Annotated in this window: 26 protein-coding genes; 8 read left to right on the plus strand and 18 right to left on the minus strand. The window is 53.7% G+C overall.

Features of this window, described 5'->3' with window-relative positions; translation table 11 throughout:
- Positions 1-2 precede the first annotated feature (2 nt).
- The gene (apaG, locus tag FY046_RS16545) at positions 3-380 is read left to right on the plus strand and encodes a Co2+/Mg2+ efflux protein ApaG (RefSeq protein WP_133842332.1); all 378 of its coding nucleotides are present in this window, start codon (positions 3-5) and stop codon (positions 378-380) included.
- A gap of 14 nt (positions 381-394) precedes the next feature.
- Complete coding sequence (gene apaH / locus FY046_RS16550; RefSeq protein WP_133842333.1) at positions 395-1,222, plus strand: bis(5'-nucleosyl)-tetraphosphatase (symmetrical) ApaH; 828 nt, start codon at positions 395-397, stop codon at positions 1,220-1,222.
- Positions 1,223-1,265: 43 nt separating this feature from the next.
- Here apaH and folA read toward each other — a convergent pair whose 3' ends face one another.
- Positions 1,266-1,748 carry a type 3 dihydrofolate reductase gene (folA, locus tag FY046_RS16555; protein ID WP_171149235.1) on the minus strand — a complete coding sequence of 161 codons (483 nt, stop codon included), beginning with the start codon at positions 1,746-1,748 and terminating at the stop codon, positions 1,266-1,268.
- Positions 1,749-1,937: 189 nt separating this feature from the next.
- Between folA and FY046_RS16560 the strand changes: the two genes are divergently transcribed.
- Complete coding sequence (locus FY046_RS16560; RefSeq protein ID WP_159336879.1) at positions 1,938-2,552, plus strand: LysE family translocator; 615 nt, start codon at positions 1,938-1,940, stop codon at positions 2,550-2,552.
- Positions 2,553-2,603: 51 nt separating this feature from the next.
- Here FY046_RS16560 and FY046_RS16565 read toward each other — a convergent pair whose 3' ends face one another.
- The 6 genes from FY046_RS16565 to FY046_RS16590 all read right to left on the minus strand — a co-directional run bounded on the left by FY046_RS16565 (position 2,604) and on the right by FY046_RS16590 (position 8,679).
- Positions 2,604-3,680 carry an ABC transporter ATP-binding protein gene (locus tag FY046_RS16565; RefSeq protein WP_133842335.1) on the minus strand — a complete coding sequence of 359 codons (1,077 nt, stop codon included), beginning with the start codon at positions 3,678-3,680 and terminating at the stop codon, positions 2,604-2,606.
- 5 nt (positions 3,681-3,685) lie between these two features.
- Entirely contained in the window at positions 3,686-4,513 is an 828-nt protein-coding gene (locus tag FY046_RS16570) for a carbohydrate ABC transporter permease (RefSeq protein WP_133842336.1), read from the minus strand.
- Positions 4,514-4,523: 10 nt separating this feature from the next.
- Positions 4,524-5,447, minus strand: coding sequence for a carbohydrate ABC transporter permease (locus tag FY046_RS16575; protein ID WP_159336878.1), 924 nt, complete (start codon positions 5,445-5,447; stop codon positions 4,524-4,526).
- A gap of 65 nt (positions 5,448-5,512) precedes the next feature.
- Positions 5,513-6,799 carry an ABC transporter substrate-binding protein gene (locus FY046_RS16580; protein ID WP_244290449.1) on the minus strand — a complete coding sequence of 429 codons (1,287 nt, stop codon included), beginning with the start codon at positions 6,797-6,799 and terminating at the stop codon, positions 5,513-5,515.
- Positions 6,800-6,821: 22 nt separating this feature from the next.
- Positions 6,822-7,979: a PLP-dependent transferase gene (locus FY046_RS16585; protein WP_159336877.1), complete on the minus strand. Its 1,158-nt coding sequence runs from the start codon at positions 7,977-7,979 to the stop codon at positions 6,822-6,824.
- Positions 7,960-8,679 carry a FadR/GntR family transcriptional regulator gene (locus tag FY046_RS16590; protein ID WP_133842339.1) on the minus strand — a complete coding sequence of 240 codons (720 nt, stop codon included), beginning with the start codon at positions 8,677-8,679 and terminating at the stop codon, positions 7,960-7,962. The genes FY046_RS16585 and FY046_RS16590 overlap by 20 nt, the downstream gene beginning before the upstream one ends.
- A gap of 280 nt (positions 8,680-8,959) precedes the next feature.
- On the opposite strand from FY046_RS16590, the gene FY046_RS16595 reads away from it, so the two are divergent.
- Both FY046_RS16595 and FY046_RS16600 read left to right on the plus strand, forming a co-directional pair.
- Entirely contained in the window at positions 8,960-9,295 is a 336-nt protein-coding gene (locus FY046_RS16595; protein WP_133842340.1) for a toxin, read from the plus strand.
- A 4-nt stretch (positions 9,296-9,299) separates the two neighbouring features.
- Positions 9,300-9,617 (plus strand): helix-turn-helix domain-containing protein, encoded by a 318-nt coding sequence (locus FY046_RS16600; protein WP_159336876.1) that lies wholly within the window; start codon positions 9,300-9,302, stop codon positions 9,615-9,617.
- 74 nt (positions 9,618-9,691) lie between these two features.
- Here FY046_RS16600 and FY046_RS16605 read toward each other — a convergent pair whose 3' ends face one another.
- The 4 genes from FY046_RS16605 to dapB form a co-directional block, all read right to left on the minus strand.
- A complete protein-coding gene (locus FY046_RS16605) occupies positions 9,692-10,435 on the minus strand; it encodes an acid phosphatase (protein WP_133842342.1) in 744 nt (247 codons plus the stop codon).
- A gap of 205 nt (positions 10,436-10,640) precedes the next feature.
- On the minus strand, positions 10,641-13,865 hold the full coding sequence (carB, locus tag FY046_RS16610; protein WP_167863355.1) for a carbamoyl-phosphate synthase large subunit: 3,225 nt from the start codon (positions 13,863-13,865) through the stop codon (positions 10,641-10,643).
- 18 nt (positions 13,866-13,883) lie between these two features.
- Positions 13,884-15,020 carry a glutamine-hydrolyzing carbamoyl-phosphate synthase small subunit gene (gene carA, locus FY046_RS16615; RefSeq protein ID WP_133842344.1) on the minus strand — a complete coding sequence of 379 codons (1,137 nt, stop codon included), beginning with the start codon at positions 15,018-15,020 and terminating at the stop codon, positions 13,884-13,886.
- Between the two features lie 467 nt (positions 15,021-15,487).
- Positions 15,488-16,309: a 4-hydroxy-tetrahydrodipicolinate reductase gene (dapB, locus tag FY046_RS16620; RefSeq protein ID WP_133842345.1), complete on the minus strand. Its 822-nt coding sequence runs from the start codon at positions 16,307-16,309 to the stop codon at positions 15,488-15,490.
- A gap of 269 nt (positions 16,310-16,578) precedes the next feature.
- Here dapB and FY046_RS16625 point away from each other — a divergent pair, with 269 nt between their 5' ends.
- Both FY046_RS16625 and FY046_RS16630 read left to right on the plus strand, forming a co-directional pair.
- The gene (locus FY046_RS16625) at positions 16,579-17,199 is read left to right on the plus strand and encodes a peptidoglycan recognition protein family protein (RefSeq protein ID WP_167863354.1); all 621 of its coding nucleotides are present in this window, start codon (positions 16,579-16,581) and stop codon (positions 17,197-17,199) included.
- Positions 17,193-17,612: a hypothetical protein gene (locus FY046_RS16630; RefSeq protein WP_133842346.1), complete on the plus strand. Its 420-nt coding sequence runs from the start codon at positions 17,193-17,195 to the stop codon at positions 17,610-17,612. The genes FY046_RS16625 and FY046_RS16630 overlap by 7 nt, the downstream gene beginning before the upstream one ends.
- A gap of 79 nt (positions 17,613-17,691) precedes the next feature.
- Here FY046_RS16630 and ispH read toward each other — a convergent pair whose 3' ends face one another.
- From ispH to ribF, 5 genes are read right to left on the minus strand one after another with little or no spacing between them, the layout of a single operon-like run.
- Entirely contained in the window at positions 17,692-18,645 is a 954-nt protein-coding gene (ispH, locus tag FY046_RS16635) for a 4-hydroxy-3-methylbut-2-enyl diphosphate reductase (RefSeq protein WP_133842347.1), read from the minus strand.
- On the minus strand, positions 18,626-19,096 hold the full coding sequence (fkpB, locus tag FY046_RS16640; RefSeq protein WP_159336875.1) for an FKBP-type peptidyl-prolyl cis-trans isomerase: 471 nt from the start codon (positions 19,094-19,096) through the stop codon (positions 18,626-18,628). Before fkpB ends, ispH begins: the two co-directional genes overlap by 20 nt.
- A 3-nt stretch (positions 19,097-19,099) precedes the next feature.
- Positions 19,100-19,606, minus strand: coding sequence for a signal peptidase II (lspA, locus tag FY046_RS16645; RefSeq protein WP_171149331.1), 507 nt, complete (start codon positions 19,604-19,606; stop codon positions 19,100-19,102).
- A complete protein-coding gene (gene ileS, locus FY046_RS16650) occupies positions 19,606-22,422 on the minus strand; it encodes an isoleucine--tRNA ligase (protein ID WP_167863353.1) in 2,817 nt (938 codons plus the stop codon). The genes lspA and ileS overlap by 1 nt, the downstream gene beginning before the upstream one ends.
- A gap of 36 nt (positions 22,423-22,458) precedes the next feature.
- The gene (gene ribF, locus FY046_RS16655; RefSeq protein ID WP_133842351.1) at positions 22,459-23,397 is read right to left on the minus strand and encodes a bifunctional riboflavin kinase/FAD synthetase; all 939 of its coding nucleotides are present in this window, start codon (positions 23,395-23,397) and stop codon (positions 22,459-22,461) included.
- A gap of 316 nt (positions 23,398-23,713) precedes the next feature.
- Between ribF and rpsT the strand changes: the two genes are divergently transcribed.
- Positions 23,714-23,977, plus strand: a complete 264-nt coding sequence (gene rpsT, locus FY046_RS16660; RefSeq protein WP_133842352.1) for a 30S ribosomal protein S20 — start codon at positions 23,714-23,716, stop codon at positions 23,975-23,977.
- Between the two features lie 135 nt (positions 23,978-24,112).
- Here rpsT and nhaA read toward each other — a convergent pair whose 3' ends face one another.
- Positions 24,113-25,288: a Na+/H+ antiporter NhaA gene (gene nhaA / locus FY046_RS16665; protein WP_159336873.1), complete on the minus strand. Its 1,176-nt coding sequence runs from the start codon at positions 25,286-25,288 to the stop codon at positions 24,113-24,115.
- 221 nt (positions 25,289-25,509) lie between these two features.
- Entirely contained in the window at positions 25,510-25,800 is a 291-nt protein-coding gene (locus FY046_RS16670; protein ID WP_133842354.1) for a Bor family protein, read from the minus strand.
- Between the last annotated feature and the right edge of the window lie 182 nt (positions 25,801-25,982).

Genomic DNA, 25,982 nt, shown 5'->3' on the forward strand with positions numbered 1-25,982 from the left:
GTATGAACGATACGCCCAAAGTCTGTGTTCAGGTACAAAGTGCCTATATTGCGTCACAGTCTGCACCTGAAGAAGAACGTTATGTGTTTGCTTACACCATCACGATACGTAATCTGGGGCGTATCCCGGCTCAGCTTATTGGCCGTTACTGGCTCATCACTAACGGTAACGGCCGTGAAACCGAAGTTCAGGGCGAAGGTGTGGTTGGCGAACAGCCGCACATCGAGCCTGGCGGCGAGTTTCAGTACACCAGCGGGGCCGTTCTCGAAACCCCGATGGGCACCATGCAGGGTCACTATCAGATGATCGATGCCAACGGCGAACCGTTCACCGTTGATATCCCGGTCTTCCGCCTGGCGATTGCCACCCATATTCACTAATCCGGCCTTTTTGCATGAGCACTTATTTAATCGGTGATGTCCACGGTTGCTACGAAGAATTGCGATCGCTTCTTAACCAGGTCGCCTTCGATCCTCAGGTTGATCAGCTCTGGCTGACCGGCGATCTGGTCGCGCGTGGGCCAGCTTCGCTTGAAGTTCTGCGTTATGTTCGTTACCTCGGGGACTGCGTAAAAATGGTGCTGGGCAATCATGACCTGCATCTGCTGGCGGTCTACGCCGGTATCAGTCGCAATAAACCTAAAGATCGCATTACACCGCTGCTGGAAGCCCCTGATGCTGACCTGCTGATCAACTGGCTACGCCGCCAGCCGCTGTTACAGGTTGATGAAGAAAAAAAGCTGGTGATGGCCCACGCCGGGATCACTCCGCAGTGGGATATCGAGACAGCGAAAAGCTGCGCGCGTGAAGTGGAATCGGTCCTCAGCAGCGATACGTATCCGCTGTTTCTGGATGCGATGTATGGCGATATGCCCAATAACTGGACACCGGAGCTCAGCGGTCTGGCGCGTTTACGCTTCAGTACCAATGCCCTGACGCGAATGCGTTACTGCTTTCCAAATGGTCAGCTGGATATGATCGCGAAAGAAGCCCCGGACAGCGCTCCCCCACCGCTAAAACCCTGGTTCACCATTCCCGGACCGGTATCGAATGATTACACCATTGCGTTTGGTCACTGGGCATCGCTGGAAGGAAAAGGAACGCCGGAAGGGATTCTCGCCCTGGATACCGGTTGTTGCTGGGGAGGAACATTGACAATGCTACGCTGGGAAGACAAGCGGGTGTTTGTGCAGGTATCGAACCGGAAAAGCGAAATATTGTAAAAGACACCGTTGTTCGGGTCGGGCATGCCCGACCCGTATTATTTTAACGACGGTCTAAAATCTCAAAGCAGAAACTGTGCGAGTTTTTCTCATCAGCATCATGGAACTCGCTGAAGGTTGACTGCCACTCATCCGGCTCGTAGTCCGGGAAATGCGTATCCCCTTCCACTTCGGCATCAATATGCGTCAGATACAAACGGTCAGCACGTGCCAGCATCTGCTCATAAATGCGCCCGCCGCCAATCACCATCAGCTCTTCCACATCACCTGCGGTTTTTAACGCCTCATCAATAGAAGTCACCCAGGTCACACCGTCGGCATCCCCTTTACGGCTGCTGATCACAATATTCAGGCGACCTGGCAACGGGCGTCCAATGGACTCCCAGGTACGGCGGCCCATGATCACGGGTTTATTCAGAGTATGCTTCTTAAACCATGCAAGGTCGGCCGGCAGATGCCATGGCATGGCATTTTCCATCCCAATCACACGGTCGGCCGCAAGGGCCGCAATCAGGCTAATCATCATATAAAACTCAGCAGGGGGTAAAATTGGCGCCATCATACGGAAAGGCGAAACTTTCGTCGATAGCTAACCGGAGGATATTCAGTAAAGGTTTACAGGGTATCGGTTGCGTCACCTTCTGCCTGTTTTTCCCCCACATTAACCCCAGAGGCATGATAGAATTCTCGGCTCGTTCAGCTACAGACCTTCGTTATGTTAGAAACCAGTTTATTTGTCGCCACCATTGCGGCGCTCGGGATGCTTTCTCCCGGCCCTGATTTTTTCCTGATTATCAAAAATGCTGCCCGCTACCGCCGCAGCGCGGCCATGATGACCGCGATGGGCGTGAACTGCGCCGTTGCCACGCATATGGCTTACTGCGTTGCCGGGCTGGCCGTGGTGATCACCACCACGCCGTGGCTGTTTATGCTGCTGAAATATGCCGGTGCCGGTTACCTGATTTATATCGGTATCCAGGCACTGCGTTCCCGTGGCAGCAGTAAAATGGATCTCAGTAACGTGGCCCCTGAGCACACCTCGCTGAAGAAAGCCTTTATGCAGGGTTATCTGTGCAACCTGCTGAACCCCAAAGCCACGCTGTTTTTCCTGTCGATCTTTACCCAGGTATTGAGCGTTGGCTCCAGTGTGCATGAAAAGCTGCTGTATGCGGGTATTATCCTCGGCCTGTCGACGCTGTGGTGGCCGCTATTAGTGGTACTGATCCAGAGCGCCCCGGTACGTCGTGGCCTGGCCAAAGCCCAACGCATCGTTGACAAACTACTGGGTGGCGTACTGATTGCGCTGGGAATTAAAGTCGCACTGTCGTAGGGGTCAGGGACGCCTGACCCGGTGCGGGCTATATATAGCCATAGCCCGCCCCTACAGCCGCACCTGACTGTCCGCATCAAACAGCAGCACGCGATCCACATCGATCTTCATGCCCACCGTCTCCCCCGCCCGGCAATCCGAACGCAACGTGCTGTAGATCATCACCGGCTCACCGTACAGGGTTCCGTGGATCAGCTCGGATAGCCCTGTCGGTTCGATCAGCGACACCTGCAACGGCAACGCCCCTTCATCCGCCAGATCGCATAACGTGATATTTTCCGGGCGGATGCCGTACGTCACCGCCTTCCCCTGTGGCAGCAAGCCGCGATCGCTCAAGGGCAGCACCAGCGGTGCGCTAACCTCGACGCAAGGACCGCGATCCCCGGCACGCACGGTACCGCTGATAAAGTTCATCGGCGGTGAACCGATAAAGCTGGCGACGAATTTATTCGCCGGTGTGTCATACAGCTCCAGCGGACTGCCTACCTGCTGGATCACACCGTGATTGAGCACCACAATGCGATCCGCCAGCGTCATGGCCTCGACCTGATCGTGGGTCACATAAACAATGGTATTATTCATCTGCTGATGCAGCTTTTTGATCTCTACGCGCATCTGACCGCGCAGCTGGGCATCAAGGTTCGACAGCGGCTCATCGAACAAAAAGACCTGCGGCTGCCGCACAATCGCCCGCCCCATCGCCACGCGCTGGCGCTGGCCACCGGATAACTCTTTTGGCCGCCGGTCGAGTAAATGCGTCAGGCTGAGGATCTCCGCCGCACGCTGCACCGCGGCCTCAATTTCTGCTTTGGGCCGCTTTTGCACTTCCAGGCTGAAGCCCATATTGCGCGCCACGGTCAGGTGCGGATAGAGCGCATAGCTCTGAAACACCATGGAAATATCACGATCTTTCGGTGCCACCTCATTCATCAGCCGCGTGCCAATACGGATGTCACCGCTGCTCGCCAGTTCCAGTCCGGCGATGGTACGCAGCAGCGTCGACTTCCCGCAGCCCGAAGGCCCCACCAGCACCACAAACTCACCATCGGCGATGGTCAGGTTAATATCACGCAGCACTTCAACATTGCCGTACTGCTTCTGGATTTGTCGCAGAGAAATTTGAGCCATCAGGATTATCCTTTTACTGCGCCAGCCGTCAGCCCCTGGATCAGGTAGCGCTGAATGAAGGCGAAAAACAGACACGCGGGGATCAGTGCCAGCACGGCGGCAGCCATCATATCTCCCCAAGAAACGGCGAATTTCGACACGAAGCTCAGCAATCCTACCGGGAAGGTCATCACATCGTTTTGGTTGATCAGCATCAGTGAGAACAGCAGCTCACTCCACGCGGCAGTGAACACAAATCCCAGCGTGGCGGCCATGCCCGGCAGTGTCAGTGGCACCAGTACGCGGTACAGCGCCTGAAAACGTGTGCAGCCTTCCAGCATGGCGGACTCTTCCAGATCTTTCGGGATTGCATCGAAAAATGACTGCATCAAAAAAGTGGCAAACGGCACGTTAAATGCGCTGTAGACCAGGATCAGGCCCAGCAGGCTGTTGGTCAGCCCGAGCGGTGCCATCACTTTGTAGATTGGGGCCAGGATCATCACCAGCGGGAACATCTGCGTAAACAGCAGCAGCGCCGCCATCACCGTTTTTCCACGGAAACCAAAGCGTGAAAACGCGTAGCCCGCAGCCGCTGCCACCACCGTCGACAAACCGGCGGTGCCAAACGACACAATCAGACTGTTGGTAAAAAAGGTCGGGAAATCGCTCTCCACCAGCACGCGTTTAAAATGGTCAAGAGTCAGCGCAGCCGGCCACATTGTCACCCCTTCGCTGAACAACAACGCGTCGGGCGTAAAGGCAATTTTAATCACCCAGTAGAGCGGGAACAGCGCAAACAGCAGGTAGAACAGGATACCGGCGCGGTGCCCAATCAAACGTAACAGTGCGTTCATCGACCTCTCCTTATTTCAACAACTGATGGCGAATACGCAGTAACACCAATGCATAACAGGTCATCAGTACCAGCAGGAACACCGCCATCGCTGAGGCGTAACCAAAGTCGAGCTTGCGGTAGGCAGTGGTAAAGATGTAGCTGGAGAGAATCGAGGTGGATCCCGCAGGGCCACCGTCGGTCATCACCACGATCAGGTCGGCAAAGTTGGCAATCCAGATGGTGCGCAGCATGACGGTAATCGCAATCATCGGTGCAAGAAATGGCAGCGTGACGCGCTTAAACTGTTGCCAGCCGCTGGCACCGTCCATGGATGCCGCCTCGTAGAGATCTTTTGGAATGGATTGCAACGCTGCCAGCAGGGTGATGGCAAAAAACGGAATACCAAACCAGACGTTAGCAATCACGGGGCCGTATAACGCGAGGGTGGGATCGGACAGGATGTTGTACGGTTCGCTGATCAGATGCAGCTCCACCATCCAGTGCGGCAGAATACCGATCACCGGATTCAGCAACCATGACCACGTCAGACCGGAGAGAAACGCAGGCACCGCCCACGGCAGGAATACCAGTGCCTGTGCCCAGCGCCGTAACGGGAATTCGCGGTTTAGCAGCAGCGCCAACCCCAGACCAAGGAAGAATTGCAACGTCAGCGAGGTCAGCGTCCAGTTCACCGTATGGCCCAGCGCCTTAAAGAAACGTCGGTCATCGAACATAGTGCGGAAATTATCCAGACCGACCCAGCCACTGTCCATCGGGTTCAGCAGTTGGATATTCTGGAAGGCATACGAGATGCCAATCATCATTGGTACAAAAATAAACAGCCCTATCAACACCAGCGTTGGGGTGAGGTAAAGCCAGGGTTCCGCCAGCATACGCAGGCGCAAAAAGCGTGGCGCTCGATCGGCGGGTTCGGTGGTGGCGTCAAGCATCATAGGGCGTCTCCGGTATGAGGTTGGCGGGGGGCCGATCGTCTGTTCCGATCGGCCCGATCACCAGGTTATTGCGCAGCCAGCCAGGCTTTCTGCTCTTTTGTCAGATACTTCGCCCAGTCCTGAACCATCGATTCGGTATCGTTCTGGTCGAGTAATGTTTCCTGGCTGCTCTCTTTGACGATCACCGAGTTAAAGTAGCCCCAGCCTTTCAGATGGGTCGGCATGGTCAGCGGCACATATTTCGGGTCATTCAGTTCGGCGAACCAGCCTGCGAACTGCGGTGAATGGTAGTAAGGGTCGCTTTCTGCGCCTTTATAGATGGGCAGCGTACCGACGAACTTCGACCAGGTGAGGTTGTTCTCTTTGTTACTGAGGAACTGGATCAACTGCCAGGATTGATCCTTCTGTTTCGCCTGCTTAAACACCGACCAGCCGGTATAACCTATCGTCGGGAAGGCTTTACCCGATGGCCCTACCGGCATCGGTGCTACCGCGAAATCGTCCGCTGGCATGCTGTTTTTAATTGCGATCAGCGCATCCGGATCCTGGTCAAGCATCGCGCATTTACCCGAGTAGAACCCGGATACGATCTCGTTAAAGCCCCAGTTCACACTGTCTTTCGGTGCGCCGCCGCTTTTGTACAAATCCACCAGCAGCTGTGCGCCCTTCAGTGCACCAGGCTGGGTGAGCGTACTGTTACCCTGCTTATCGAAGAAGTCTGGAGAGCCGTTCATCGCTGCCATAAACATCATCCAGGCATTGGTGCCTCCAACGCCACCACGCATGCAGTAGCCGCTGATGCCATTACCCAGTGCGGTAATTTTCTTCGCGTCCGCGACGAACTCATCCATGGTTTTCGGTGCTTCGCTCAGCCCGGCCTGCTGGAACAGCTTCTTGTTCCAGAACATGGCGCGCAGATAGAAACCGTACGGCACCATCGTGGCTTTACCGTTGGCGGCACGCGCCATCGTCAGCGCTTTATCCGTCAGCTCTGGCGTGCTTTGCCAGCTTTTCAGGCGTGGCTCAAGATCCTCCAGCATATTGTTACTGGCATACAATCCCTGCCAGGTATCCGGCATCTCCACCACATCCGGCACCTGCCCGCTTTGCAGCATGGTGCCCAGTTTTTCAAACGCCTGGCCCCACGGCAGCGAGATCACTTCAATTTCCGTATCCGGATGCTGTTTTTTATACTCCGTCAGCATGGTTTGCAGCACGGCTGTCCGCGCCGGGCTGGTGATCACTTCCACCAGCGTCAGCTTAGTGGCGGCGATACTGCCGAAGGCGGTGGTCATTCCCAGGGTCAATACCACGCTTTTGAATAATGCAGAGCGCAAAGGATGTTGCATCATACTGTCCTCTTGTCGGGTGAAGTTAGCGGGCAGCAGCGATCGCCTGCTGCAAGTCGAGCCACAGGTCATCGGTCTCTTCCAGGCCGATAGAAATACGGACAACGCGCGGAGACACGCCAAAATCGCGCGCTGAGTTAAACTCTCCGGCCTGATTCAGCACCGAAATAGCCGGCATCACCAGGCTCTCGAAGCCGCCCCAACTGACGCCCATATGGAAAAGATTCAGGGCATTACAGAAACGCGGGATATCCACCGAGTCATCGAGTTCGAAGGAGAACAGGCCGCTGTAACCACTCAGTGTTGAGAAGGGCTGCGGGTCCAGCCCTGGGTGATAAACCCGGATGACCTGTGGATGATCCCGCAGTTGCTGCGCAATCGTCAGGGCGCTGTGATGGTGCTGGCGCATACGCAGTGGCAACGTGCGCAGGCCGCGGATCAGCAGCCAGGCTTCGTTGGCAGAGAGCTTACCGCCGAGGAAAGGGCTGACGCCGCGGGTAATGGCCATGATGTGCTCACGGCTGGCAATCACCAGCCCGGCCACCACATCGCTGTGGCCACTGATATATTTCGAGGCAGAATGCACCACAATATCCACGCCCAGGGTCAGCGGTTTTTGGAACAGCGGCGATGCCCAACTGTTATCAATCATCGTGGTCACGCCATAACGTTTGGCCAGAGCGACCAGCGCACGCAGATCCTGCTCACCCATCACCCAGCTGCTCGGGCTTTCAAGATAGAGCAGCGTTGCCCCCGGCAGCGCGGCTTCTACCGCCGCGAGAGAATCACCGTCTACAAACTCGCTGTTGATGTTAAAACGCTGGCAGAAGCCACGTAGAAAGCGGTAGGTATCCGGATAAACGTGGTTGATACACACCACTTTATCGCCCGGTGACACCACGCTGAGAATGGCGTTGCTGATGGCCGCCATCCCGCTACTGAAGGCCAGACAGGCTTCCCCCTGTTCCAGCAAGGCCACTTTGTCCTGCAACGCTTTGACCGTTGGGTTGTCCACGCGTGAATAGAGCGGCTGGTCACTGTCACCGCGAAAACGGGCGATCATGCTGTCGTAGTCGCTGAAGCTGAACAACGACGACTGGTAAATCGGTGGCGATACCGCGCCTTTATCATGGCGGACATCGTGCGTTAGCTGGGTCTGGTCTTTATATTTTTCTGGCTGCATGGATCACGTCCTTCATGTCACGTTCGGTGATATCGAGAATTAAATGGCTGACGCGCGTCGCCTCAATGGCATCACGGCGTGCAATGGCTTCGAACAGCGTGCGGTGCAGCGGAAAGGAGTCGCTGAACAGTGCCTGTTCGGGGGGAGATTCGAAGAACGCGTGCAGGGTGTCGTATAAACCGACCACCATATGTAGCAGTAACGGGTTATGGGCGGCCTGATAGATGCTGGCGTGAAACGCCCAGTCTTCGGCCCCGGCAGAACCTATGGACAGATGTACCCGCTCCATCTCCACCAGCCGCTGTTCTATCAGCAGCAGGTCTTCACGGCTGGCGCGGATCGCCGCCAGGCCACAGGATTCGGCCTCGATGATGCGTCGCACCTCCAGCGCATGCAGCATGTTCTGTGAGTCGTTCTTAAAGCGCAGGGAGAGGAAACTGTCATTGCTGGTGACTTCGGCATGCAGGAAGGTGCCGCTGCCTTTGCGGCGCACAATAATGCCCAGTGCCTCCCAGCGTTTCAGCGCTTCACGTACCGTGTTACGGCTCACCCCCAGTTGCTCTGCCAGTACACGCTCTGGCGGCAAACGTTCACCAATCTGAGTCCCGGACTGCGCCACATAGCGCGTCAACGCGTCCAGCACCAACACATCGCTGTGCTGTACCGCAATCGGCGACAAACTGGCGTTTAATGATGACATCCTGCCCCCTGATAAATTGGCCCAACAACTCAACCTCTTTCAGGTAACGCAATTTTGATGCCAAAAAACCAAGCTATTGATTCAAATGATTTTAACTGAGAAATAAGCAAATCTTCTGAGCGTTAACAGTGCAGATTTGCGAGGCGTTGCGCAGGGAATGAGCAAGTCATGGGACATATCAGCAGGAAGGAGGCAAAATCATCAGGTTCAAAAAACCAACAAAATTCACTTGAACTAACTCATTATTGGGGATAGTTTAAGCCCATCAGGAGATACAGCAGTGGATGCTATCTTTATTGAACTTCCGCCTTTCGCACGTCACCGTGTCGATTATTTTTCTGACGATGCATTTCGCAGTTTGCAGAATCTGTTAATGCTCTGTCCCACCTGCGGTGATGTTATCCAGCACACCGGAGGGCTGCGTAAACTCAGAGTAGGCGATGCCCATCGCCATAAGGGAAAACGCGGAGGTTCACGGGTGATTTATTACTGGTGGCAGGAACAGGCACACTTTCTGCTGTTCACTGTTTACAGCAAAGGAGAGGCAAGCGATCTCTCCCCGGCACAGCGCGACAGCTTACGTTCGCTGCTGGCAAACCTGACTAAAGGAGGGTGATTTTATGGAAAAACGCGATCTTTACCATGAACTGGTCGAGGGGTTTACCGCGCTGGCTGAACATCACCAGGGCAAGAAAACGCTGAAGACGCATCGCCTGGCGGCAAAAGCTGAGGTGGTACTTGCCCCGGAGGAATTGCGCACTATCCGTGAAAACTTACAGCTTTCTCAGGCGGTCTTCGCACAGTACTTACAGACCGGATTAACCACCTATCAGAACTGGGAGCAGGGGCGGGCAAAGCCGAATAAACAGGCCATTTTGCTGATCCGCTTAATTGAAAATGAGTCTACTACGCTGGAAATACTGGCAAAACTGGCTTAAGAAAAGTGTAACTGGAAAAGAATCTCTCAAAGGGCGACCGTAAAAAAGGTCGCCCACTACGGGGGGCTATTCGTTTAAAGCGCGCTGCCTTTCAGACGCTTGAATTCATCTTTGGCTTTTTGCAGCTGGCTGACAAAGGTCGGTTCAGCGTGCAGACGTGCCACAATCGCCGAGGCCACCACGCGAGCCGCGGTGACGTCACTCTGCCAGTGATAACCGCAAATCACCCGGCTCTGGCCCATCTCATAGCCACGTTGCAGAATTTGCCCCTGGCGGTCGGTATTGATCTCAGCCAGCACCAGCGCAGTGGCCCAGCCAATGGTGGTGTGGCCTGAAGGATAGGAGCCATTGGTTGAGAGCTTGCCTTCGTCATCGGAACGGCAGGTGGCTTCATGATAGAAAGCAAAAGGACGGATGCGCATGTAGTGTTGCTTGGCGCTGCGTGTGGCCAGGTCGCCCGCATCTTCGCGCATTTTCTTCACCAGTCGATACTGTTCCGGCGTTTTCTCCAGCGTAATTTCCATGCCGTAAGCCTCGGAGAATGCCTCTGCTACGCCATCGCCCTCAACGTTAGCATCTTTCCAGGCCTGCTTGCCTCTTGGCGTGTCACGCAGCATTTTACCCACGTCATACTGGGTTTTATCATTCAAAAACTCGATGCTGTCCATCGCCGGAGGGGGTGGCAGCAACGCCAGGCTGTCGATGGACTGTGATTCTTTCAGAAAGTAAACGTCAGGTTGCGTGGTGACATCTTTGGCCGCATACGCAGATTGAGCCATTACCGCTCCAACCAGCATCGCCAGAACAATTCTTTTCATGGTTAATTTCCCTATAATCATTGGTGTAAAAAGTGGCTGTTTTTCAATACATAATGTAAAACCCAGCGCCAGTCATCCTAACGAACCCTGACAATGCTGCAACCTGTGCGATCACAAAACCGATAATCAGAAACGACTTTTGCCGAATCGCGCCCCAAAAAAAACCCCGCCGAGGCGGGGTTTGTTGCTGTCACGATGACCGGCGTTAAGCGTTGATCTGCGCGTGCATTTCCTGCACGGAGATCACCTGCTCAGTGGCGCTGGCATTCAGTGACGTGGTGGTGGCGAAAGCACCATTCAGTGTGGTGTCGTAGTGCACCTTGTACTGCAACGCACTGCGGCGGATGAGTTTGGAATCCTCAATCGCCTGGCGGCCTGCGGTGGTGTTAACGATATAGGCGTACTCGCCGTTTTTCACCCGATCCTGAATATGCGGACGACCTTCATGCACCTTATTCACCTGGCGCACCTCAATCCCGGCAGTTTTCAACACCTCAGCAGTACCCGCAGTAGCATCCAGTTCAAAACCAGAATCCTGCAGGCGACGAGCCAGCTCAACGATGCGTTTCTTATCGCCTTCGCGCACTGACAGCAGCGCACGACCGCTCTTCTTCATGTTGCTCTGTGCGCCCAGCATCGCTTTGCAGAAAGCTTCTGCGAAGGTACGGCCCACACCCATCACTTCCCCGGTGGAGCGCATTTCCGGGCCAAGGATAGGGTCAACGCCCTGGAACTTGTTAAACGGCAGCACGACTTCTTTCACGGAGTAATACGGTGGGATGATCTCTTTCGTCACACCCTGAGCAGCCAGCGTTTTGCCCGCCATCACGCGTGCGGCAACCTTCGCCAGCGGCATCCCGGTCGCTTTAGAAACAAACGGTACGGTACGTGCAGCACGTGGGTTCACCTCAATCAGGTAAACCTCGTTGTCTTTCACTGCAAACTGCACGTTCATCAGACCGCGTACGCCCAGTTCAAAGGCCAACTTTTTCACCTGGTCGCGCATCACATCCTGGATTTCCTGGCTCAGCGTATACGCTGGCAGTGAACAGGCTGAGTCACCGGAGTGAACGCCCGCCTGCTCAATGTGTTCCATAATGCCGCCAATCAGCACCTGCTCACCGTCACAGATGGCATCTACGTCAACTTCGACGGCGTCATCCAGGAAACGGTCCAGCAGAACCGGCGCATCATTAGAGACGGAAACCGCCGTGTTGAAGTAACGCTTCAGGTCGATTTCGTCGTATACGATTTCCATCGCACGGCCGCCCAGCACGTAAGACGGACGCACCACCAGTGGGTAGCCAATCAGTGCTGCTTTTTCGACGGCCATTTCAATGGCGGTCACGGTGGCGTTAGCCGGCTGTTTCAGGCCGAGGCGATCAACTGCCTGCTGGAAACGCTCACGATCTTCTGCACGGTCAATGGCATCCGGGCTGGTACCGATAACCGGCACGCCTGCGGCTTCCAGCGCACGCGCCAGTTTCAGTGGCGTCTGGCCACCGTACTGTACGATCACACCCTTAGGCTTCTCGATGCGCACGATTTCCAGCACATCTTCCAGGGTCACCGGTTCGAAGTACAGACGGTCGGAGGTGTCGTAATCGGTAGAGACGGTTTCCGGGTTACAGTTGACCATAATGGTTTCGAACCCGTCTTCGCGCAGCGCCAGTGAGGCGTGTACGCAGCAGTAGTCGAACTCAATGCCCTGGCCGATACGGTTTGGACCACCGCCCAGCACCATGATTTTGTCACGGTCCTGGTTAGGGTTCGCTTCGCACTCCTCTTCATAAGTGGAGTACATGTAGGCGGTATTGGTGGAGAACTCTGCCGCACAGGTATCAACACGTTTGTAGACCGGGTGCAGGTTATGCTGCTCACGCAGCGCACGGATTTCGGCTTCAGAGACACCGGCCACATCGGCCAGGCGTGCATCGGCAAAACCTTTACGCTTCAGGGCACGCAGGAAGTCATAGTTCAGGCCGTTAATGCCCTGGTCTGCTACCTGCTGTTCCAGCTTCACCAGCTCTTCAATCTGCACCAGGAACCAGCGGTCAACGTTGGTGAGCGCGAAGACATCTTCCACGCTCATCGCAGCACGGAAGGCATCAGCGATGTACCAGATGCGGTCGCAGCCAGCATCTTTCAACTCGCGACGAATGGTCGTCAGCGCTTCCGGGTCGTCAAGGCCCACTTTCGGGTCAAAACCATGGGCGCCCACTTCCAGACCGCGCAGGGCTTTCTGCATCGATTCCTGGAAGGTGCGACCAATTGCCATCACTTCACCCACAGATTTCATCTGTGTGGTCAGACGATCATTGGCACCGGCAAATTTCTCGAAGTTAAAGCGAGGGATCTTCGTCACAACGTAGTCGATGGACGGCTCGAAGGAGGCCGGAGTCAGGCCACCGGTGATGTCGTTGGTCAGCTCATCCAGCGTAAAACCGACGGCCAGCTTGGCGGCGATTTTCGCAATCGGGAAACCGGTCGCTTTGGATGCCAGCGCTGAAGAACGTGATACGCGCGGGTTCATCTCAATGACAATCAGGCGACCATTTTCCGGATTTACCGAGAATTGTACGTTTGAACCGCCGGTTTCCACACCGATCTCACGCAGTACCGCCAGCGAGGCGTTACGCATAATCTGGTACTCTTTGTCGGTTAGCGTCTGTGCTGGCGCAACGGTGATGGAGTCACCGGTGTGAATACCCATGGCATCGAAGTTTTCAATCGAACAGACGATGATGCAGTTGTCGTTTTTATCACGCACCACTTCCATCTCGTACTCTTTCCAGCCAATCAGTGACTCATCAATCAGCAGCTCATTGGTCGGCGACAGGTCGAGGCCGCGCTCGCAAATCTCTTCAAACTCTTCGCGGTTGTAAGCGATACCGCCACCTGTGCCACCCATGGTGAATGACGGACGGATAATGCACGGGAAGCCCACGTCAGCGGCAACCGCCAGCGCTTCTTCCATCGTGTGTGCGATACCGGAACGTGCGGTATCGAGGCCGATTTTCTTCATCGCAACGTCGAAACGACGACGGTCTTCCGCTTTATCGATCGCATCAGCGGTGGCGCCGATCATCGTGACACCAAATTCAGCCAGCACGCCCTGACGTTCCAGCTCCAGCGCACAGTTCAGCGCAGTCTGGCCGCCCATGGTTGGCAGCACGGCATCCGGGCGCTCTTTCTCAATGATTTTGCGCACCACTTCCCAGTGGATAGGTTCGATATAGGTCGCATCGGCCATATCCGGGTCGGTCATGATGGTGGCCGGGTTGGAGTTCACCAGGATAACGCGGTAACCCTCTTCACGCAGCGCTTTACACGCCTGCGCACCCGAGTAGTCAAATTCGCAGGCCTGGCCGATAACAATCGGGCCAGCACCGAGGATCAGGATACTTTTTATGTCTGTACGTTTTGGCATTGTCTTTCTCTCCCGACCTTAAATAGCTTTTTTAATCAGTTCGATAAAATGATCGAACAAGGGCGCAGCATCGTGCGGGCCTGGGCTGGCTTCCGGGTGCCCCTGGAAGCTGAAAGCGGCTTTATCGGTGCGGTGAATACCCTGTACCGTATGGTCAAACAGTGAAGTATGGGTCACACGCAGATTAGAAGGCAGCTGGCTGTCGTCAACGGCAAAACCGTGGTTCTGGGCGGTAATCATCACGGTATTGTTATCGTGATCTTTCACCGGGTGGTTACCACCGTGGTGGCCCAGTTTCATCTTCACGGTCTTGGCACCGCTGGCCAGCGCCAGTAACTGGTGGCCGAGGCAGATACCGAACACCGGAATGTCGGTTTCCAGTAGGCGTTTGATCGCCGTAATCGCGTAGTCACACGGCTCCGGGTCGCCAGGACCGTTAGAGAGGAACACCCCGTCCGGATTCAGCTTCAGCACGTCTTCCGCGGAAGTCTGCGCCGGAACAACGGTCAGACGGCAGCCGCGATCCACCAGCATACGCAAGATGTTACGCTTCACGCCGTAATCATACGCGACAACATGGAACGGCAGGTCTGCATCAGTCTTCGGCGCAGGCAGCTCACCTTCCAGCGTCCAGCTCCCCTGCAGCCACTGATACGCATCCTTAGTGGTCACTTCTTTCGCCAGGTCCATGCCTTTCAGGCCCGGGAACGCTTTGGCTTTTTCCAGTGCTACAGCGGCATCCAGCGCATCGCCCGCGATGATACAGCCATTCTGTGCCCCTTTTTCGCGAAGCAGACGGGTCAGCTTACGCGTATCGATATCGGCAATAGCGACAATGTTGTGGCGAGTCAGGTAATCAGACAGGCCTTCTTCATTACGGTAGTTGCTGGCAATCAGCGGTAAATCACGGATAACCAGGCCCGATGCATGTACCTGAGAAGATTCTGCGTCAGCGGAGTTGGTGCCGACATTGCCGATATGGGGATAAGTAAGAGTGACGATCTGGCGGGAATAGGAAGGATCAGTGAGGATTTCTTGATAACCGGTCATTGACGTGTTGAAAACAACTTCTCCCACTGCCGACCCGGTTGCCCCGATGGCCCGACCGTGGAATTGGGTTCCGTCTTCCAGAACCAATAGCGCTGACTTAATCAAAACATCCTCCAGGGAATAAACAGTCACAATATATGCATATTAATTCAGGAATGACCCCAAAATCAATGCAAAAACTGCCTGACTGCTCAGTTTTTGGCAAATTGGGCGCATTCTAATGATCGCCCTCTCTATTGTCTACCCTGCGAGGATGTTTTTCTGCGTTTTTTAACTAACTGAGCGTAAATCCGGAAGATTTACCCTGAAAGCATGACACATCCTGGTCATAAAATCGGTTGCCTGAGCGCTTGTGCATAATTTCAGGGGGTGGGGAGTAAAAAAGTGGACCAAATGGTCAAAAATAGCGCTTACGGAGGGTGAAAAACAGAGATAAGATCAACTTATAAGTGGAACCTATAAAAAAATAACTTAAATGGCTATTTATACAAAATAAAAAGGGCAATAAAATTATTGCCCATCCAATCAAAAAGTTATGATTGAAATAACCACATCACGATGGTACACAACACTTATAAATCATCAAGATTCAGGACACTGCGCATATCATGAAGCCCTGTTTTATGCGCTTTCAACCATATTGCTGCACGAACTGCGCCATTAGCGAAGGTCATACGGCTTGAAGCCTTGTGGGTTATCTCTACCCGCTCGCCAACATCTGCAAACATCGCTGTATGCTCACCGACGATATCTCCGGCACGTACAGTGGCAAAACCGATGGTCTGTGCTTCACGCTCACCGGTGTAACCTTCACGGCTATAGACCGCATGCTCATTCAGGTTCCAGTTCATCGCATCAGCAATCGCTTCCCCCATCGCCAGCGCGGTACCCGATGGTGCATCAACTTTATGACGGTGATGCGCTTCGATGATCTCGATATCCGCGTAGTCACCCATCACTTTGGCGGCTTTCTCCAGCAGTTTCAGCACCAGGTTAACGCCCACACTAAAGTTGGCGGCAAACACGATGCCGATATCAGCAGAAGCGGCTTTGATGGCGGCTTTACCGTCCTCATCGAATCCGGTGGTACCAATAACCATCGCTTTTTTATGCTGACGACAAAATTCCAGATAATGCAGCGTGCCTTCCGGGCGGGTGAAATCGATCAACACATCGAAATCATTCACCACCGCATCAAGGTTATCCGTCACTTTAATGCCCAGTGCGCCACAACCAGCCAGCTCTCCGGCATCTGCGCCCGTCAGCGACGAACCTGAACGCACCAGCGCGGCGCCCAAACGCGCACCTTCAGACTGAACCGTTGCCTGAATTAGCTGACGCCCCATACGCCCTGCGGCTCCCACAATGGCGATACGGATTTCTGTATTACTCATATTTATTCATTCCTGACAGATTTCTATTCATTCAAGCCGCATACAGATTAACCAGCGGTTAACGTCTGCGCCACAATTAAAACCAGATAATAAGAATTTTACGCCAGCGCGTGAGGATTATCAGTAAAACAGATTTTGTAAGGATTGGGGAAGGGAAATGGGATGGCCGTTGAGTGGATAAACTACGAAAATTGGCAGGCATCCTTGCTCAAGCAGAACTGGCTATATAACCTACAAAAGCTGATTGTTAATCAAACCAAGGATGAACCATGCTGTATATCGATGCCAATGGCTATATCGATGCGGTCAGGATTACCAAAAAGATTTTTCACTCCCTTCATCACGGTAACATGGGCCATGTTAACGGCATTGTCGTTCATCAGACCGGGGCCGCAACGTTACAAAGTACCTTTAACAGCTACCAGCACGCCAATGCCAACGGGGCCCATTTTATCATTGATAAAGATGGCACCATTTATCAGACGGCCTCGCTGTTCAAAATGACTTACCATGTTGGCAGGATGAAATCGCGCTGCCTGATCACGCAAAAATGTGAACCCGCTGAACTCAAAAAAGCCACTCAACTGGAAAACGCCTGGCGCACCAAAGAAATATCAGACAGGGAGAGGCAAAAACCCTGGCCCGACCGCTTTCCGGCAAACACGGATGCAATTGGTATTGAGATTGTTGGAGAGGCTTTCAAGACAGAGGATTTAAAGGAATATCCTGATGGTAGAATTTTTGAGGCCGTAAATCAGCACCAGTCAGAATCACTTGAGTGGCTAGTCAGAGAATTAAAAAGCACGTTGAAGATTAGTACGAGTGAAATCTTCAGGCATCCTGAAATTGCCAGAAAAAATATCACTGAAGCGAGTTCAGCCAAATGGTAATCAAACCCTTTTGCTTAAATACTGGCATCTTGCTGGTCTCATTGTTTCTTATCGGCTCCAGCTACGCCAATCCGGTCACATCCGTCAGCATCGTCAGTAGTGGGCAGACGCTGAAAGCAGTCACCAATCCCAGTGAAATTAAGGCCTGTAAAAAGTTCACACCAACCACAGAGCAGGTGATCAACTTCTTTAATCACGCCTATCCGGTTGATAATCATTTCGCTATAGATACCCGCTACTCATCCTGCTACGCACAAGGCGACATCAAATATGGCGACCAGCTACCTGGAAAATGGATGTTATATTCAAGTGGGATTGCGACTTTGGTTCTGAACGATGAAAACTCAGTTAACCTCTTTTATGAACACAACACATGGTACGATCCGAATGAGGGCGGATATGATGATAAATAATTGAAATAACTGAAATTGCACAACTTAAGGGAATAAGGCGACCGGAAAAAAGGTCGCCCAAGACAGGAGAAAATGCGCCCTACTCGACCTGACGAACTTCCACGCGCAGCTCTTTCGGTACTTCAAACACAATGTTCTCTTCGCGACCAATCAGCTCGATGGCATCGACGCCACCCAGTGAGTTCAGCCGTTCGATCACCTGTTGCACCAGGATATCCGGTGCCGAAGCACCTGCGGTGACGCCAACACATCCCACACCTCTGACCCACTCTTCCTGAATATCATCAGCGGAGTCGATCAGACGTGCCAGCTTGCCGGCACGCTGTGCAAGCTCTGCCAGACGGTTTGAGTTCGAAGAGTTTTTCGAACCGACCACCAGCACTACATCAGCGTCACGGGCCAGCGTACGCACCGCTTCCTGCCGGTTAGTGGTGGCGTAACAGATGTCGTCTTTACGCGGACCAACAATTTTGGGGAAACGGGCACGCAGCGCATCGATCACTTCATAGGTGTCATCGACGGACAGCGTGGTTTGCGTCATAAAGCACAGATTGTCTTCATCTTTAACCTGAAGTTTCCACACATCTGCTGGCGCTTCCACCAGATACATCCCCCCTTTCGGGTTGTTGTACTGGCCCATTGTCCCTTCCACTTCCGGGTGGCCCGCATGACCAATCAGGATCGCTTCCGTTCCTTTTCGACTGGCACGCGCCACTTCCATATGCACCTTGGTGACCAGCGGACAGGTGGCATCAAACAGCATGGTCAGCTCGCGCGCTTTGGCTTCAGCACGAACGGCCTGAGACACGCCATGTGCAGAGAAGATCAGGATAGAACCATCCGGCACTTCAGCAATCTCTTCAATAAAGATCGCCCCGCGCTCGCGCAGGCTGTTGACCACATAACGGTTATGCACCACTTCATGCCGCACGTAGATAGGTGCGCCATACATCTCCAGCGCACGCTCCACAATGCTGATAGCGCGATCAACGCCTGCGCAGAAACCGCGCGGGTTAGCCAACAGGATCTGCATTGCTCGTCTCCCGTACCGGATCAATCTCCAGCACTTCTACGTCAAAGTGAATGGTCTGCCCGGCCAGTGGGTGATTGAAATCAACGGTGATCGAATCACCAGAGATTTCACGGATCACACCAGGCATCTCGTTACCATCCATGCCGCTGAACAGCATGATGGCACCAATTTCCGGTTCTCCTGCCTGCACAAAGTCACGGCGCGAAAAATACTGGATCAGGTCCGGGCTGATACCGCCGAACGCATCGTCTGCGTCCAGCGAAAAAGCACACGCTTCACCCGTTTTTAGTCCGAGAAGATGACTTTCCAGCCCTTCTGACAGGCTACCATCGCCGAGGCAAAACAACGCCGGTTTACCGTGACTGCGCGTGGATTCCGCTGTGGAACCATCCGCCAGTTTTAAGGTGAAATGCACCAGCACTTCGCTGTCACGCTGTACAGAATCGGTCATGCCTTACCCTTTATTCTTAGCCTGTTTGCCGTTCGGGCTCAGGAACCCTTCCAGCACGATCAGCGCGGCACCAATACAGATACCGCAGTCGGCAATATTAAACGTGGCAAAGTGCCAGTCACCGACATAGAAATCGATGAAGTCCACCACAAAGCCATGATATGACCGGTCAAACAGGTTGCCCACTGCGCCACCCACAATCAGCGCATAGGCGATGTTATTCAGTTTATTGCTCGCGCTGGTGCGGTACATCATCACCAGCAGCACCACGACAATGGCAATGGCAATACCGGCAAAGAACCAGCGCTGCCAGCCACCTTTATCGGCGAGGAAGCTGAACGCCGCGCCGTAGTTGTGAGCATAAAAGAAGTTAAAGTACGGCATCACTGGCATCGATTCGTGCAGCATCAGATTATTCATAATCCACTGCTTGCTGCCGAAATCAATGACAATCACCACCAGCACCAGCCACAGCCAGCGCAATCCGGTTGAGAGAACAGGTCTGCTCATCATGCAAACTTACGCTGTTCGCCGCTGCCCGCGACGTTAGAGACACAACGACCGCAGACATCAGCGTGTTCGGCGTTCTGGCCGATATCGCTAGTGTAATGCCAGCAGCGTGGGCATTTCTCACCTTCTGCTTTCTGCAGAGCAATTTTCAGACCTTTCACCACATCACTCTGCTGCGCATCGTCGGTTGCCTGTGCATAGTCAGCGACCTTAGCCCCAGAGGTCAGCAGCACAAAGCGCAGTTCCTCACCCAGGCTGGTCAGCTTGGTTGCCAGGTCAGCATCAGCGTACAGCGTTACGCTGGCTTCCAGAGAACCACCGATACGCTTATCAGCACGCGCCTGCTCGATCACCTTATTGACTTCACCGCGTACTTTCAGCAGTTCAGCCCAGTAGCTGTCATTCATTGGCTGGTTGTCTTCCAGGCTGAACAACCCGTCGAACCACTCCTCGGTAAACACGTACTGGCTGCGTTTGCCCGGCAGATAGCCCCAGATTTCATCGGCGGTAAAGGACATGATTGGTGCCATCCAACGCACCAGCGCTTCCACGATGTACCACAGCGCGGTCTGGCAGCTACGACGCGCCAGGCCATCTGACTTCGCGGTGTACTGACGATCTTTGATGATATCCAGATAGAATGAACCCATCTCAACCGAGCAGAACTGCATCAGACGCTGTACCACTTCATGGAAATCGTAGGCTTCGTAAGAAGCGACGATATCATTCTGTGCGGCCAGTGCGCGGCCCACAGCCCAACGGTCAACGATGACCATCTCTTCCGGTTTCACCAGATCGGTTTCCGGGTTGAAACCGGCGAGGTTCGCCAGCAGGAAACGCGCGGTGTTACGGATGCGACGATAGCTGTCGGCAGAACGCTTAAGGATTTCGTCAGAGACAGCAATTTCACCGGAGTAATCGGTCGATGCCACCCACAGACGCAGGATATCGGCACCCAACTTGTTCATCACGTCCTGTGGGCTGACGGTGTTGCCCAAGGATTTGGACATCTTGCGGCCCTGACCATCGACGGTGAAGCCGTGCGTCAGTACCTGGCGGTATGGCGCTTTGCCTTTCATCGCAGTGGAGATCATCAGCGAGGACATAAACCAGCCACGGTGCTGATCCGAACCTTCCAGATATAAATCAGGTTCGTTACCGCCAAACTCAGGGCGCGCATCAACCACCGAGTAACTGGTCGATCCTGAATCGAACCATACGTCCAGGGTATCCGGCACTTTAACGTAGTTGTCAGCATCAGCACCCATCAGATCGTGGGCATCGAGATCCCACCATGCCTGGATACCGTCCTGCTCAACCCGCTTCGCTACCTTCTCCATCAGTTCCAGAGAATCCGGGTGCAGCTGCTCAGTGTCTTTGTGGACGAACAGCGCCATCGGCACGCCCCAGGTACGCTGACGGGAGATACACCAGTCAGGGCGGTTAGCCACCATCGACTCAATACGCGCCTGGCCCCAGTCCGGGATCCACTGCACGCCTTTGATCTCTTTTAGCGACTGCGCACGAAGGCCTTTCTGATCCATGCTGATAAACCACTGCGGAGTTGCACGGAAGATGATCGGCGTTTTGTGACGCCAGCAGTGTGGGTAGCTGTGATGCAGTTTCTCAACATGCAGCAGAGCGCCCTTCTCGCGCAGCAACTCAACGATCATATCGTTGGCTTTAAATACGTTAACGCCGTCCAGCGTCGGGTATGTGCCTGGCAGGAAGCTGCCGTCCGGGCCGACCGGGTTAGCGACTTCAATACCGTACTTCTGGCCAATCACATAGTCGTCCGGGCCGTGGCCAGGCGCAGTGTGAACGGCACCGGTACCGGCTTCCAGCGTCACGTGCTCACCCAGCACCACCGGAGAGGTGTGGCTGAGGAAAGGATGCTGGAAGCCCATCAGTTCGAGGTCAGCGCCTTTCGCTTCACCCAGCACGGTCCATGCAGCCATGCCAACACGCTTCATCACACTCTCGACCATGTCTTTAGCGAGGATCAGGGCACGGCCCTCAATCTGCACTAGCTGGTAGTCAAATTCAGGATGCAGAGAGATGGCGCGGTTAGCCGGCATCGTCCACGGCGTGGTAGTCCAGATCACCAGGGCAATCGGGCCATCAACGTGGCCTGCGCCAAATTTCGCCTGCACCGCGTCTTTATCGACGGCATTGAACATCACATCGATAGACGGGGAGGTTTTGTCGTAATACTCCACTTCCGCTTCAGCCAGCGCAGAGCGGCAGTCCAGGCACCAGTGCACCGGCTTTGCGCCCTTGTGCAGGTGACCGTTGCCGATGATCTTACCCAGGGCACGGATGATGTTGGCTTCGGTTTGGAAGTTCATCGTCAGATACGGACGATCCCAGTCACCCAGCACTCCGAGGCGGATAAAGTCGGCTTTCTGCCCTTCCACCTGCTCGGCGGCATATTTACGGCAGGCAGCACGGAATTCGGATGCGCTGACTTTCTCGCCCGGCTTACCGATCATCTGCTCAACTTTATGCTCGATAGGCAGACCGTGACAGTCCCAGCCTGGAACGTACGGCGAATCATAGCCCGCCATGCCTTTCGACTTAACGATAATGTCTTTCAGAATCTTGTTAACGGAGTGACCAATATGAATGCTGCCGTTCGCGTAGGGAGGGCCATCATGCAGAATAAAGGTTTTTTTCCCTTTCTTGGCTTCGCGAATGATGCCGTACAGCTTGTCATCATACCAACGTTGCAGCATGCCCGGTTCGCGTTTGGCCAGATCGCCACGCATCGGGAACCCCGTTTCCGGCAAATTCAGGGTAGATTTATAGTCACTCATCAGATTCTCGGTTCCGTATGTCGGTTCTATGTAAACTTAAACCGATGTCTTCAGCCCAAAAAAAGTTCGGGCAGTCACCACATCGTTTGCAATTTGTTCTTTCAGTGCGTCGAGCGAGGCAAAGCGCTGCTCGTTACGTATTTTATCACGCAGTACCACTTCAATATGGCGCCCGTAAAGGTCGATAGAGACATCCAGCAGATGTACTTCCAGCTGCTGACGCAGCCCTGCAACGGTAGGTCGGGTGCCGATATTTGCCACACCGGCTAACGGATGTGAACCCAGCCCCAAAACCTCCACGGCATACACCCCTTTGACCGGGGAGACGGTGCGCCGCAGCGGCAGGTTAGCCGTAGGGAAACCAATGGTGCGGCCCAGCGCATCGCCATGCACTACACGGCCAGAAATGCTGAAAGGACGCCCCAGCAGGGCATTGGCCATCGACAGGTTATCTTCTGCCAGCGCCTGGCGAATCGCCGTGCTGCTGATGCGTTTTCCGTCATCGCAGAATGTCTGGGTACTGATGACATCAAAGCCATATTCGACACCCGCATTCTGTAATAACAGGAAATCGCCCTGGCGACCAGCGCCAAAGCGGAAATCATCCCCAACAGCCAGGAACTCAACGCCCAGCTTATCAACCAGAAGATCGGCGACAAAACTCTGTGCCGTCCTGGCCGCAAAACGGCGATCAAAACGCACGCACAGCACGGCATCGACGCCGGCCTGTTCGAGGTAACGCACTTTCTCCCGCAGGCGTGTCAGCCGCGCAGGGGCTTTTTCCGCCGCAAACAGTTCCAGCGGCTGAGGTTCAAACAGCATGACCATCACTGGCAAATTGCGCTGACGCCCTTCTTTGCACAGTTGCGCCAGCAGCGCCTGATGACCGCGATGTACGCCATCGAAATTCCCGATAGTCAGTACGCAGCCGCGATGCTGCTCTCTAAGGTTATGTATGCCGCGGATAAACTTCATGGCTGGCTCAAATTTGTGGAAATCGGCGGATTATACCTTGTACAGCCGTGAAGGTTAACCCACGAATTCGGGCTTTCATGCTTTCTTCTCCCCATTTCGCTCTGTAGGGTGCTGATCCAGCGTGGTATGATATTTTTCTTGTGAATAAGCTGTATTCGCCTGGATGAAGCTGGTAGAATCTTGCGCCATCGAAACGTAATCAAGTGCCACTGTTTGACCGGCGCTTATTTGCACAAATCCATTGACAACCGAAGGCGAAAAGGGCATATTCCTCGGCCTTTGAATTGTCCTCATAGAACTATTTGGGAGTTGGACCTTGGCTAATATCAAATCAGCTAAGAAACGCGCCGTAACATCTGAGAACCGTCGCAAGCACAACGCTAGCCGTCGCTCAATGTTGCGTACTTTCATCAAGAAAGTTTACGCGGCTATCGCTACTGGCGATAAAGCAGCTGCGCAGAATGCATTTAATGACATGCAACCAATTGTGGACCGTCAGGCAGCTAAAGGCCTGATCCACAAAAACAAAGCTGCACGTCATAAAGCAAATCTGGCTGCACAGATCAGCAAACTGGCTTAATGTCAGCGTGTTAATCGAGCTTTGATAAAGAAACCGCTCCGGCGGTTTTTTTATGTCTTTTTTTTGAGGGTACACCCCGCAAGCAGGTGCGACCTGAAAAAGGCCGCCCCTACCTTTCCATCAATCACTACGTCATTAATGCGATGATTGTGCAGGCAATTTAACCCGCAGAAGACTATATCCCACCACAGCAGACAGTACAGATCCGGTGAGAATCCCCAGCTTGGCCAGCGTGACCATCTCCTCATGCGCGGCGTCAAATGCCAGTGAAGCGATAAAGATAGACATGGTAAAGCCGATGCCACACAGCACACCCACAGCGGCAATATCCACCATCTTGGTGTTTTCCGGCAACACGGCAATCTTCAGCTTCACCGACAGCCAGCAAATCAGCGTGATCCCCAACGGTTTACCCACCAGCAGACCCAGAATAATCCCCAGCGGTACCATCGAGAACAATCCTTCAACTGAGACACCCGTCAGGGAAACACCGGCATTGGCAAAGGCAAACAGCGGCAGGATAAGCCAGCTCACCCAGGGGTGCAGACCATGCGCCAGTTCAATCGACGGCGAGTGTCCATCCTGTTTTTTCAGCGGAATAAACAGACCGACAATCACCCCCGCCAACGTGGCATGCACGCCCGACTTCAGCACTGCCACCCACAGCACCATTCCGACCAGCAGATAGACTGAGGTTTTACGCACACCACACAGGTTCAACAGGGCCAGAGCAACGATAGACGCTGCAGCAACCCCCAGTGAGACCAATGACAGATCGCTGGTGTAGAAGAAAGCGATAATGACAATGGCACCCAAATCATCGATGACGGCCAATGCCATCAGGAACATTTTCAACGCCGGTGGCACGCGGCTACCCAGTAGCGCCAGAATACCCAGCGCAAAAGCAATATCGGTGGCAGCAGGTATCGCCCAGCCGTGGATCGCCAGCGCGTCATTATGATTCAGAGCCGCATAGATCAGTCCCGGGGCCAACATACCGCCTAAGGCGGCAATCAACGGGAACATCGCGCGCTCCCGGCCCTTCAGCGACCCCATCATCAGTTCGCGTTTCACTTCCAGGCCAATCATCAGGAAAAACAGTGCCATTAATGCATCATTGATCCATAACAGCAGATCTTTATTGATATCCAGGGCACCGAAACGGAACTGCACCGGCATTGCCAGAACGGCCTGATAAGCCTGCTGAGTACTGGCATTATTGGCGAGGAACATAGCGACGGCAGCGGCGATAATCAGCACCACACCGCCCGTGGCATCGTTTTTTAAGAGTTTTTTGAAAAAGAGGTTCATGACAGACTCCGCTGTTAATCTCAGTGAATAAGCTTCAGATGACCGATAGCATACGTGTTTAAACCGCTGGAAAAAAACAGTTTATGCCCTCCCGACACCTCGATATTGAAGAATTATTGAGATGAAATGAAAAATAAGGAGCAGGAAAATGCGAATATCAGGCAGGCTAAGGACGTAAAAAAAGCCGCACGAAGCGGCTTTCTTGGCACATTGATAACAACTTACAGTGCGCAGTAAACGCGTGCTTCACGTGGGGTATAAATACCGAAAGTCACTACAGCCAGCAGGCCGTTGACGAAAGTCTGCTGAACTTCAACGCGATCGACTTTATCCTCACCGCCACAAATTGCCGCAGCATCCAGCGTTTTTTTCTGACCGATACCCGACACGAAGAAGTGGTGAGTGGTCACCTGCTTAGGCGCAGCAACCTGATTATGTTTCAGTTGGAAAGTTTGTTGAGCACAACCAGAAAGCAGAACAGCGAAGGCGGCAATTGCCAGAATCTTTTTCATGAACCCAATTCCATTAGATAAATTGAAGCGACATCTAATAACAATCAGATACTCAATGCAATATTAAGAAACAACATTGATACTTTCAAAGAGATTCCACCAAAAATTTTCCTGAAAGAGAGATAAAAGAGCTGAAAAGTGGAAAAATACAGGGGATTTATTGATGTTTCGGCTCCCTGAAT

The organism is Erwinia sp. 1181_3 (assembly GCF_052824965.1).